11 protein-coding genes are annotated in these 12,274 nt (G+C 43.9%); 8 read left to right on the top strand and 3 right to left on the bottom strand.

Translation table 11 applies throughout. The features are described 5' to 3' along the window. The coding region (locus ACFQ0C_RS02490) for an IS110 family transposase (RefSeq protein WP_379363634.1) at positions 1–242 on the bottom strand (242 nt) is incomplete at its 3' end. A gap of 314 nt (positions 243–556) precedes the next feature. Further along, positions 557–1,393 (bottom strand): helix-turn-helix transcriptional regulator, encoded by an 837-nt coding sequence (locus tag ACFQ0C_RS02485; RefSeq protein ID WP_379363632.1) that lies wholly within the window; start codon positions 1,391–1,393, stop codon positions 557–559. Between the two features lie 119 nt (positions 1,394–1,512). Here ACFQ0C_RS02485 and ACFQ0C_RS02480 point away from each other — a divergent pair, with 119 nt between their 5' ends. From ACFQ0C_RS02480 to ACFQ0C_RS02450, 7 genes are all read left to right on the top strand, one after another. After that, positions 1,513–2,358, top strand: a complete 846-nt coding sequence (locus ACFQ0C_RS02480) for an NAD-dependent epimerase/dehydratase family protein (protein ID WP_379363630.1) — start codon at positions 1,513–1,515, stop codon at positions 2,356–2,358. 674 nt (positions 2,359–3,032) lie between these two features. Beyond that, positions 3,033–4,613: a multicopper oxidase family protein gene (locus tag ACFQ0C_RS02475; RefSeq protein ID WP_379363628.1), complete on the top strand. Its 1,581-nt coding sequence runs from the start codon at positions 3,033–3,035 to the stop codon at positions 4,611–4,613. A 313-nt stretch (positions 4,614–4,926) separates the two neighbouring features. After that, a complete protein-coding gene (locus ACFQ0C_RS02470; RefSeq protein ID WP_379363626.1) occupies positions 4,927–7,284 on the top strand; it encodes a xanthine dehydrogenase family protein molybdopterin-binding subunit in 2,358 nt (785 codons plus the stop codon). Further along, on the top strand, positions 7,271–8,104 hold the full coding sequence (locus ACFQ0C_RS02465) for an FAD binding domain-containing protein (protein WP_379363624.1): 834 nt from the start codon (positions 7,271–7,273) through the stop codon (positions 8,102–8,104). The genes ACFQ0C_RS02470 and ACFQ0C_RS02465 overlap by 14 nt, the downstream gene beginning before the upstream one ends. Positions 8,105–8,107: 3 nt before the next feature. After that, positions 8,108–8,578, top strand: coding sequence for a (2Fe-2S)-binding protein (locus ACFQ0C_RS02460; protein ID WP_379363622.1), 471 nt, complete (start codon positions 8,108–8,110; stop codon positions 8,576–8,578). A 41-nt stretch (positions 8,579–8,619) separates the two neighbouring features. Then, entirely contained in the window at positions 8,620–9,660 is a 1,041-nt protein-coding gene (locus ACFQ0C_RS02455; RefSeq protein ID WP_379363620.1) for an XdhC family protein, read from the top strand. Next, the gene (locus ACFQ0C_RS02450; RefSeq protein WP_379363618.1) at positions 9,657–10,286 is read left to right on the top strand and encodes a nucleotidyltransferase family protein; all 630 of its coding nucleotides are present in this window, start codon (positions 9,657–9,659) and stop codon (positions 10,284–10,286) included. The genes ACFQ0C_RS02455 and ACFQ0C_RS02450 overlap by 4 nt, the downstream gene beginning before the upstream one ends. On the opposite strand, the gene ACFQ0C_RS02445 is transcribed toward ACFQ0C_RS02450, so the two are convergent. Further along, positions 10,244–11,281 carry an FUSC family protein gene (locus ACFQ0C_RS02445; RefSeq protein WP_379363616.1) on the bottom strand — a complete coding sequence of 346 codons (1,038 nt, stop codon included), beginning with the start codon at positions 11,279–11,281 and terminating at the stop codon, positions 10,244–10,246. The two genes, ACFQ0C_RS02450 and ACFQ0C_RS02445, sit on opposite strands and share 43 nt — an antisense overlap. Positions 11,282–11,738: 457 nt before the next feature. On the opposite strand from ACFQ0C_RS02445, the gene ACFQ0C_RS02440 reads away from it, so the two are divergent. Then, positions 11,739–12,248 carry a GNAT family N-acetyltransferase gene (locus ACFQ0C_RS02440; RefSeq protein WP_379363614.1) on the top strand — a complete coding sequence of 170 codons (510 nt, stop codon included), beginning with the start codon at positions 11,739–11,741 and terminating at the stop codon, positions 12,246–12,248. Positions 12,249–12,274 lie beyond the last annotated feature (26 nt).

Here is a 12,274-nt window from a genome sequence, read left to right as displayed (position 1 = left end):
AGATAATGCTGCTCATCTAAAAATTGTATGATTGAACTGTGATAGTGGCCCGTTGCTTCTAAAACAACAGCCGGACGTTCACCAGTAAAGGATTCTAGATCTTGATTATAACGGAGGAAGGAAGCTAATCCCGCCAGATTGTGCTCAAGTCGGAATGTCTTTCCGAATGGAAATCCTCGATCTGAAAAAGCTTGTGCATGACTTTCTCCTTTAGATACATCCAAACCAATAACAGGATTCATTAAACCACTCCTTCTCTTATTTTCACTGGCAACCCCTAACCTTCTTGTCGTCCACAGTATCGCATGTGATTCGGGATCCTTGTCCCAACCAGCCTAATCATGGTTTAACAAGTAGGGGGATGAACTGAATAGCTCTCGGGATCCAAGTCCCACGGGCAGAAACGTTCGATTCCCGGCTACCGCTATCTACCGCTATCTTACGACCACACAAAAATGAGGTCTACCAGAAAGAACTGGTGACCTCATAATACGAACGGGCGGGATAGTACAATCACGGTTCTTGAGTGATATCCCTAGCGTAAATCACAAGTGACTTATCTATGCTCCCGAGTGCTCATTAAACTTCGCAAACGCGCAGCCGTATCCGTTGAAGCTGTATAAATCATGATCTTCAGATCCGGATCGGTCGGCGGTTGCAGGGTCACATATTCAAACTCCACCTCTCCGATACGAGGGTCGTACATCCGTTTATGGCAATCTGTTACGACCTGAACGTCATGTAGCGGCCATATCTCGCAAAACAGCTGGCTGATCTGCATAAATTCCTCAATAAGCTCCTTAAACCTCGTATCATTAGGGAAGTGTGCGTAATCCGCACGAAAGCGTGCAATCGCGATCTGTGTTCTGGCTTCCCAATCCTCTATGTTCGGTTTTTGCTTGGTGTCAGTCAAAAGACGCCTCATCCAATTGGTTCTCTGCTGCATATTATTTGAAAATGGCGGTAATTGGAAAACTAACTCAGCCGCTTTGTTCCATAGTAGCAAATCCCAACATCTTCCAATCACGAATGCCGGATTCGGTTCAAGCGCCCTTATCGTCCGTTCCAAACCTACATTTAATTGCCGATCTTCTAGCTTTTCTTGTTGTACCGGCCTTGCAAGAAGATGGAGATGTTGACGTTCATCCTCAGTCAATCGCAGTGCTTTTGCTGTGTTATTTAATACATCTTCAGATGGATTGACACTTCTGCCTTGTTCCAAAGAGGTATACCATGATGTTCCGATATGGGCAAGCTGGGCCACTTCTTCCCTTCGAAGCCCCGGGGTTCGTCGTCGTCCATAGGTTACTAACCCAACATCTTCTGGAGTAAGACGTTCTCGACGCGAACGCAAAAATTCACCTAACGACATTCCGGAAGAAATCTCTTCCATTAATAACTCCTCCTTATCCTGACACTTCCAATCATACGATAAACGCAGGAAGGAAACCACTTGCACATTCTGTCATACTGCTAGTGTAACCCTCAAAAAAAAGCAGGAGGATTTGAAAAATGAACGTTTTTATAACAGGATCCACTGGTAAAGTAGGAAGCCGTTTTGTTCCGCGTATATTACAGCGCGGTCATCACGTTAAACTGTTGGTTAGAGACGCTGCAAAGGCGGATTGGTTTCACCAGCAAGGGGCTGTAGTTTTAGAAGGCGATCTTTTGCAGCCTGACAATTATGTTGACGCTCTCCGGGGCATTGATGTTGTGGTTCACCTGGCAGCAGAGTTCCGTGGTGTAGACGAGAACACCGCCAGAAGGTCAAACATCGATGGCAGCATAGCTTTAGCTCACGCTGCGTTGAAGGCGGATGTACCAAGGTTTGTTTTTTCCAGCACCAATTGGGTATACAGTTCCGGTAATCATTCGAGACCAAGCCGTGAAGATGACGACTTGAAGCCGGCCTTGACTACTTATCCTCAAACCAAAGTTGCTGCTGAAGATGCGTTGCTACGGCTTCAGCGCGAACAGGGGTTAGGACTGCGCATACTACGGCTTCCATTTGTCTATGGTGAGCGTGATCCCCATATCACGGAAGCTCTGCCGTTAATGCGTAATTGGAATCCTGCTAAACGACTCCATATGGTACACCATGCGGATGCAAGTCAAGCTCTGATGCTCGCAGCTTCCTATCCAGGTATCGATGGCCGAATCTACAATGTTGCCGACGATGCGCCGATCTCCGTTGCGGAGTTGTTTCAGATTCATCATAGCGAAATTTCGTCAGAAGCGCAGCAGCAAGAGTTTAATCCATGGGACATGATCGTCGATACAACGCGTATAAGAGACGAATTACATTACCGACCGATTTTCCCGTCGTTCTATTCGGCAAGAGATGCAGGTGCAATTTAATAAAATTAAAGGTACCTAAGTAATCATTTTGATTTGTTAAACTAAAGGAAAACTATAGTTGAGGATCTGCAGCTGTGCAGTTCCTCTTTTATTTATTGAAGTAACGGGCTGAATCCTTAAACTGAACATGAACTATACTTACTATTGTCCATAGTTTTTCATGTGGTATAATATGGAAATAAATTTCGATAAATTAAATATGAAATACTCTAATAAGGTAAAATGGTCCATAAAAGGAGAAGGGGTACAATGATGAATTTTTTCTTTAAGGAAAATGAATATCTTAATAGATTTCATCTTCTGGTCATATTATCGACAATAACTTTTGGTAAATTAAAATCAGTTGAAAAGCTAAAAAACCATTATACTGAAGTACTTAGTAAGCCAGAAAACAACCCTAGAAATATTCGGTTCACCTAATCCTCTAGATTTAGTTTGTTATGCCAAAGATGACGCAGGCTTCCGGAACGTGGTAGCCTGTTCAACGATCCGGCAGGATAGTCTCATGGTTTCCAAGAAAAATATTCCAAGCCTACAGAATGAGTGATGATGCATCAATAAAATCACTAATTGTTAGGGAATAGATTAAGGAAAAATCCAAAATTAAACATAGTGGGACATTTGTCGTTCATATGCTTTCTTAAGGTATTAACCATGAGGAGGTCTCTACTCATATGCCCGTAAAAGTAAGACTTCAAAAATTCGTCGATAACCTGCCGATTCCAAAAACCATTTCCCCAATCAAACGACACAAGAAAGGTTTGTATTATGAAGTGACCATGAGGGAATTTACCCAAAAACTACATCGTGATCTAAAGCCTACCCGTTTATGGGGTTACAACGGAATGTACCCTGGCCCTACTTTCGACGTGATGAAGGATCACACGACATATGTCAAATGGATAAATGATCTGCCCAAAAAGCATTTTCTCCCCATCGATACGACCATTCATGGTGCAGAAAAAACAAATCCACAGGTTAGGACTGTGGTTCATTTACACGGTGGAAAACAGCATGACCATAGTGATGGATACCCTGATGCTTGGTTTACAAGAAACTTTGAACAAATAGGACCTATGTTTAAAAGAAAAGTATGCGAATATCCCAACCTTGAAGCCACTACGTTATTTTATCATGACCACACAATGGGCATTACAAGATTGAACAATTATGCGGGACTTGGAGGTTTTTTCATCATTCGTGATGAGCATGAACAACCCCTGAATCTACCGACGGGAAAATATGAAATCCCTCTTATGATTCAGGATCGCTCGTTTAACCCGGATGGATCACTCTTTTACCCCGATACTCCTGATAAAAACAATCATCGTCTTCCTTATCCTTCAATCGTCACACCTTTTGACGCGGATTACATTTTGGTAAACGGCAAAGTATCCCCCTATCTTGAAGTAGAACCGAGAAAATACCGATTTCGTATGTTAAATTACTGTAATAGTCGAGCCATGACATTCAAACTGGACTCTGGACAGCCATTTTATCAAATTGGAACCGATCGTGGATTATTGGAGAAACCAGTGAAAATGAATGAGATCCTCCTTCTAACGACTGAGCGTGCGGATGTGATAGTTGATTTTTCCCGATCCTACGGCAAGACCGTCATTCTTAAAAATGTCTTCAAAGATGCCTCCGCCGAAACAACCGATGTGTTGCAGTTCAGAGTAACCACTCCGTTAAAAGGCAAAGATACTAGTTCACTTCCGGATCAATTAACGAAAATTGATTTCCTTTCTAGAGAAATGGCAACAAAGACAAGAGATCTAACACTCGTCAGGGTGGAGGATAAGTATGGAAGATCGTTGAATTTACTTGACGGTAAAATGTGGAATGATCGTATATCCGAGAAAATGGACTTAGGAACTGTTGAGATATGGCGATTACTAAATCTGTCGGCTGATGACCACCCCATACATCTACATGTCGTTGATATGCAAATTCTAGAGCGCCAGCCTTTCGACGTTGCTCTTTACCAAACCTCAGGAGTACTCAAGTTTATAGGACAGGCAACTCCTCCTGAACCTAACGAAAGAGGCTTTAAGGATACCATTCGTGCTCCCGCTGGATACGTTACCTCTTTTATCGCGAAATTTGATCCTTTCGCTGGTCTTTTTGTATGGCATTGTCACATGCTTGAACATGAAGATTACGAGATGATGCGACCATTTGAAATCCTGAAGAAAAAAAATGGACTTAAAAATATATTAATGAGATTGTTTTACCCTTCACGGTATCAATGATTTGATGTGTTTTTCTTAATCTTAAATTATTCATAAGCAATGAGGTTGAGGGGCTAGCTTCGCGGTAGCTCTCTTTAATTAATTTTAGTAATGGGCAGTTTCAATTGGAACAGAACTTGATTCCACTGCAACAATCGTTATTAATGGCATTAACCATCCGACGTAAATTAGTCACTCAAAGACCTTTTGCATGAAGGATTGGTGCAGGCTAATCCAATGATGTAGGGTGTCCTAATGATGGAGGTTCATTCTTTAAAATAAATAATATGGACAACGAGTCCTGTATATATATAGGCTATGAAGAATTTGAACGTTGCAAGATCATTTGAGAAATGGGGGGGTCAAGATCGGTCAATCGGTTGGGAAAAGCGTTCCCAGAAAGGAAACATGGGAGAAAGTTACAGGGACAGCCAAGTATATGAATGATTTCACAAACCCAGGGTTACTACATGCCAAAATCGCTATCAGTCCACATGCTCACGCTAAAATAAAATCAATTGATTCGTCCGAAGCTATGAAAATCCCAGGTGTAAGGGCGGTCATAACTGGACAAAATTACCCGATTTTGACCGGATCGCCATTGGCAGACCGTCCACCAATTGCAATTGATAAAGTGAGATATTATGGCGAGCCCGTCGCCCTTGTTGTCGCGGAACAAGAGTATATTGCAGAAATGGCGGCTCTCCAAATCAAAGTGGAATATGATCTTTTACCTGCTGTCCTTTCTCCAAGCGATGCTTTTCAGGAAAATGCTCCACTCATACATGAGCATCTTGCCGAGTATAAGCGGAGCGAAGAGGTTTACCCGGTGCCGGGAACTAATATCGCCAACCGAACAAAAATACGTAAGGGGAATATGGAAGAAGGATGGAAGAATAGCGTTCATACCATTGAGGTCGAGGTTACTTTACCGCAATCGGATCACGCTGCAATGGAAATGCGTTGCTGTACGGCACAGATTTTACCTGACGGAAGAGCAGTCATCCATTCCGCCTCACAATCTCCCTTTGTTATCCGAAGAGCAATCAGCCAATCGTTTCATATTCCGCTTCATAAAGTGATCGTTCACACGCCACTGGTCGGAGGTAGTTTTGGTGGAAAAGCTGCGATTCAAATGGAATTTCTTGCTTTTTTAGCTTCCCGTGCGGTAGGAGGAAGAACTGTAAAATTGGTGAATTCCCGAGAGGTGGACATGATCTCTTCTCCAGTCCATATCGGATTGGATGCTAAGATCAAGCTTGGATGCACTCAAGAAGGGAAAATAATGGCCGTCGAAATTTTGTATCTGTTTGATGGCGGGGCATATTCAGATCGAGGTGCGGTTATGAGCCGAGCTGGAGCCGCCGATTGCACGGGACCGTATCGTATCGATAACGTTCATTGCGACTCTTTATGCATGTATACGAACCATCCTTATTCCACTTCATTTCGAGGATTCGGCCATTCGGAACTGACATTCGTCATAGAAAGAGCGATGGATCTATTGGCGGGTCGAGTGGGCATGGATCCTTTGGAATTTCGTTTTTATAATGCGATAGGGACAGGGGATACATCCCCGACACAAACTTTACTGGATAGAAGTAATCTGGGAGATTTGCCGATGTGCATTGCAAAATTGAAAACATTAATCCATTGGGACGACCATCTGCCACGTGAAATCGAAGGCCATATCATCAAGGCGAAGGGGGTGTGCTGTTTCTGGAAAAACTCAAGTACGCCGACAGATGCGGGAGCAGGAGCTGTTATCGTATTTAATCCCGATGGAAGCGTTAATCTGCTTTGTGGTGCAGTAGAAATCGGCCAGGGTACAAGGACGTCGCTAACTCAACTTTTGGCCGAGCGGTTGCGCATGGATGATCAGATGATACATATCTCTGCGGAAGTCAACACCGGGACCGATCCCTATCATTGGAAAACGGTAGCGAGCCGCAGTACCTTCTTAGTTGGCAATGCGATTCTGAATGCAGCCGACGATGCCATCGTACAGTTAAAAAACATAGCTGCAATCGTATTGCAATGCTCGCCAACAGACTTGGATATCGGAGCGGGCAAGGTTTTCTTTAAAAATCGCCCTGATAGGGGGATAGCAATTGAAAAAATCGCTAACGGCTTTAATTCCCCGAATGGGAATACCATTGGTGGTCAAGTCATCGGACGAGGGAGCTATGCGATGCGTAATTTAACACCATTAGATCCCGAAACTGGTAAAGGAAATCCCGGTCCGGAATGGACGGTAGGCGCACAAGCCGTAGAAGTGGAATTGAATACGAGAGAATATACATACAAAATCGTTAAAGCGGCAACAGTCATCGATGCCGGCATGGTGATCAATCCCGAAATGGCCCGCAGCCAAATCACAGGTGCTATGAGTATGGGCTTAAGTTTTGCAAGCCGGGAAGCTTTTTTATTCAATGACAAAGGTGCTGTATTAAATCCGCAATTTAGAACCTATAAATTAATACGTTATGGAGAGCAACCAGAGTACTTGGTTGATTTCGTCGAGACGCCTCATTTGGAAGCGCCTTACGGATTACGCGGAATCGGTGAGCATGGCTTGATAGGAATGCCCGCAGCATTGGCAAATTGCCTGTCCATCGCCGCTGGAATTGAGCTTAATCATCTGCCTCTGACACCCGAGATGATCTGGAGGACGATCCATGATTCCGTTTGACTTTGAATACTACAAACCTTCTTCCGTTCAGATGGCTGTGGAATTGTTTCAGTTTCTACAAAAACAAGGGAAGAAACCGATGTATTACGCCGGAGGGACAGAGATCATCACATGGGCTCGATCAAACTCCATTCAACCAGGAGCTGTTATCGATTTGAAGTCCATTCCGGAGTGCAGCTTAATGGAAATGCAGAAGGATACGCTCGTTATCGGATCTTGCATCACGTTATCGGCTTTATCTGCGGCGAACCCGTTTCCGCTGCTCAGTGAAACGGCGCAGGGAGTTGCCGACCAAACAGCTCGGAATAAGATTACGCTGGGCGGAAACATTTGCGGCAACATTTATTACAGGGAGGCCGTACTCCCGCTTCTGCTGGCTAACAGTCGTATGGTCATAGCAGGAATACAAGGGATAAGAGAAGCCTCGATTCACCATGTATTCTTACAACATTTGAGACTGGAAAATGGAGAATTTCTTGTACAGACCTTAACAGACCGAGGCTATTTACAGCTGCCGTTCGTTCATTACAAGAAACGGCAAATAGGCAACGTGGGCTATCCTCTAGTTACAGTAGCTGCTTTTAAGAAAGATAATCAGATTCACTCAGCATACAGCGGGGTCTGCTCATTCCCATTTCGATCCGCCCAAATCGAGCGGGCGTTGAACGATTCCTCGATACCATTGGCAGCAAGAATGGAGCAGGCGATCGGCAGCCTTCCTGGTCCTTTAGTACATAATGCGGAAGGTTCCGCCTCTTATCGGAAATTTGTACTTAAACAAACGATGGCTGACATGGTACATATATTGGAAAGAAGGTGAAGCATGTCAGCTAACGATACTGCTATATATCCTGTTGAATTCGATGTTAACGGTGAGAAGCGAACGATTCGAGTAAGAGCGGCGGATATACTCCTACATATACTTCGAGACAAACTCGGACTGACGGGAAGTAAATCCGGGTGCGAGAACGGTGACTGTGGTGCATGTACAATATTGGTAAACCGCCAACCCATGAAATCTTGCCTTATGCTCACCGTGGAAGCCGATGGAAAACAAATCACAACGATCGAGGGGTTGCTGAACTCACCAGTACAAAAAGCCTTTGTTCAGAATCAGGCATTTCAATGCGGTTACTGTACCCCCGGCTTTATTGTAAACTGTGAAGGCTTGTGGAATGTTCACCCGCATGCAGATGAAGAAACCATTAGGGTATGGCTGGAATCCAACATTTGCAGATGTACGTCCTATGAAGAAATTCACCATGCAGTGAAGGACGTTTTTACACCAAAATAATGATGGGTTACCATGCCCTCTGGCGTTGAGGAGGGGCGAGTTTGGAGGAAATACACCGTATTTTGGAAACCATTCAACGTACCAGCTTAAGAAGTGTGCTTGCGACGATTACCCAAGTGGAAGGGAGTGCTTACCGTAAAGAAGGAACCTCGATGTTGTTCCTTGAAGATGGTTCACAAATAGGCGTATTAAGCGCTGGCTGTCTGGAGGCTGAACTTTCGGTCTGTGTGCCGAATATTTTGGAAGCAGGCATTACTCGCAGCTTTGTGTTCGACATGCAATCATCGGATCCGCTCTCTTGGGGGGAAGAACCGGGGTGTGGCGGCATTGTTCATGTAACGATGGAACCGGTAAATGATGAGTTTGTGGATCATTTATGTACATTGAAGTATTATTTGGATCATAAAGTTGAGGTTATGCTCATTAAAAGATTCGGCTCGAATGGTTCTGTTACCGATTATAGTTTCTTCACTAGAGATAGGCAGCTATTTGGGGACTGGAGGGGAGAATTTCCGCAGGCACTCTTAGATTTGATGTCGTCCGAGGATTCGTGCAAGAGTGGAATGAGATTTCTCTCCTCTATTCAATCGGATGTTTTCGTTCATACCTACTATCCGAAACCGCGTCTTCTGATATTTGGTGCAGGACCGGACGCCAGGCCACTTGCCGCATTTGCAACAACCACCGGTTTTTCCGTTATCGTCTCCGATTGGAGACCAGCCTTATGTGATCGACGTTATTTTCCGGATGCTGAATCTTTATTATTGGGGTTTCCTGCGGAAACGATAAGGATGATTCATTTTACACCTTACGATTATGCTGTTGTAATGACTCATAATTTTAAGAGGGATCAGCAGTTGGTTCGACTTCTTTCTGAGCAGCAGCTTTGTTATCTCGGCATTCTCGGGTCGAAAAATAAAAGGGAACGCTTACTATCAGGTGGTCCGGTTCCGATGGAAGTTCATTCTCCCGTTGGACTTGCAATTGGGGCAGAGGGACCCGAGGAAATCGCTGTTAGCATTCTTGCAGAACTCATACTTACTTTTAGAAAAAATAGAAAAACAAGTAGCTGTTATCTATGAGGTGGAATAATATTGTTGGCATTTATTTAGCGGCAGGTCAAAGTACCCGAATGGGTTCGGATAAACTTCGACTTCCAGTGGGGCCTATGAACTTGGGGAACTATGCGTTGGCGGCGGCTTTGAGTTCCAGCTTGGATTATGTTTTGGTAGTATCAAATGAAGCTGAGGCAGATTGGATGGACAACAGATTTTACCGGGACCCGATCAAACGGAAATGGTCCGTTATTTACTGTTCTGAAGCGCACTTGGGGCAAGCGTACTCCTTGCGATGCGGTGTACGGGCTGCACAAGTGATGGAAGCGGCAGCCGTGATGATATTACTGGCGGATCAACCTTTCATTACAAAAGAGATGATAAATGAGCTGCTTAATCGTTTTGAAACAAATAGCAGCATTGGTTTCGTGGCTTCAAGTTATGAAGGTTTGGCTAGGCCACCGGTTATTTTTGCACAGCGAATGTTTCCAGAGCTTCTGCGATTGCAGAACGATCAGGGGGCGAGACATCTTATTCGAAAAGAAACATCGGGAATTTGCATCGATTTTGCAATTCCGGACCTGTTCATGGATGTGGATACTGCTGAAGATTACAGGATTTTATTGGAAAAATCCGCCTTTTGGAAATCTTGAATGACTTGCTCGGCGTGCATATACAACGCAAGCGGGTACTGATACTGGTAGTTCGCCATATGAGCAGGTGCTTTGATTTGAAGAGCGGATCCGCTGGAAACCAAGGTAACCGTGTCTGGATTATCCAATACGTTGTTCCATTCCTTGATAAGCTTCGCTAACGCGTTTAAGTGATCGGCCCATATTCGTTGGTTCTCTTTGGCAAAATTGCCGCTTTCGGACCAATTTGTAAAAACGCGTATCATGTCGGTAAGATTGGCATGGCCAGATCGAAGTCGATGCATTTGCCGGGTTAATTCATTTAAAGCATTACGTTTTTTGGTCCCGAGTGGATTGTAACGCAAACTTTGCTCCGCTTTATCCAACTCGGTTGTCGTTTGATGAAGTTCCTGGAACAAGGATTGTAATCTTAATTGCAAAGTTTGAGTTTTACTTGAGGAACAGCCCTCTGTCACCCATAGAGCGGTGTTTATAAAATGATTGGATAGATGATCCGCGAATTGGATCATCTTTTTTTTGGCTTTGTTAACGGAATCGGGAGGGAAAATCATAATATGGATCACGATGGCGACGATGGCGCCGATAACAGTATCGCGTATCCGATCCAGGGAGTAGCTCGGCATCTTGCTTTGAAAATACATGACCAATAAAATGCTGAGAGCAACTTGGACCATTATTGCATGATCCAATTTCAGCCACGTTACGATAAGTGCCCCAACAAGTAGAAGAAGTCCTATACTCCAGCCGTTTAACCCGACATAAGGTGTTATGGAAACAGTGAAAAGTACGCCGGCTATGGTCCCCACGATGCGCTGCGATGCAAATTGTATGGATTTGTCAACGGTTAATTGGATAGACAAAATGACCGTCAGAGGAGCTAAGTAAGGATGCTTAGATCCGGCCCACTCCGCAAGTTCCCATGACAGTGCTGCAGCTAATGGGGTTTTCCATACAACCCCTTTGTATTTGATAAAATCCATCATTTTATTCGTCATTTTGTTACGCTCCATCTTCATCTTATCCGTTCATAACTACTTTACCAGTGACATGAATAAATTGCCCGGAAACACTTGATCCGCTGGGAAAGAAGCCGGGATGAGCGGAGCCCAGATTGTTCCGGGAACAACACTATTAATGCGAATGCCCCTGCTTTGCAAGGATTTAGACAGGGAGTGCGTGAAAGCAACGATCGTACCCTTAAGTTGCAGAGTAATCCATCAACTGTTCATTTCCTTCGTGATTCCATTATTTCCTAGGTGTTGTAGAACTATTCCACATAATAAATAAAAAACGCAATTGAACTTTATCTCATTCCCACTTTATCACATTCCCGACGGATGGCAGGAGGAGGTCACCAAAAAATGAGATGGAAAAATTTCTGACTTGCTGCTGAAACTTATGATATTGTAGTGAAAAGCAAATCAAAAAGATTTGGGAGAGGCAGGGCATGTCATGAGTCTTAAGTTTACACGCGTTAATGGAGTGGAAGAAATCGAAGAGGTTGCTCAATTAGCGGCAGAAATATGGCGTGAATATTACGTATCCATTATTACAATCGAGCAGATAGATTACATGTTAGGCAAGTATCAATCGGTTCCTGCGATTAAGGATCAGATTCTTCATCAGAATTACGAATATTTCTTAATTCAACCAGATAGCTCCACCGCGGTAGGATATTTGTCGGTCAGACAAGAGGGAGGGAAACTTTTTCTGAGCAAGTTTTATATCGGAAAGGAGCACAGGGGACACGGTTATGCTAGCCAAGCGATGGCATTCCTAGAAGAGTTATGCAAAGGCCGAAACTTAAGCCATATTTGGCTTACTGTCAATCGGAATAACGAATCCAGTATTGCGGTATATAAGAAAAAGGGCTTTCGAACCATACGAGAAGAAGTTTCAGATATCGGAAATGGATTCATAATGGATGATTATATTATGGAAAAAGAAATTCCAGGTCACTAAACTAACGAGCAGAATACTTTAATTAA

Source organism: Paenibacillus sp. GCM10027630 (genome assembly GCF_042676305.1).
Lineage (GTDB): Bacteria > Bacillota > Bacilli > Paenibacillales > NBRC-103111 > Paenibacillus_S.
This window is presented reverse-complemented; position numbering and strand designations above follow the sequence as displayed.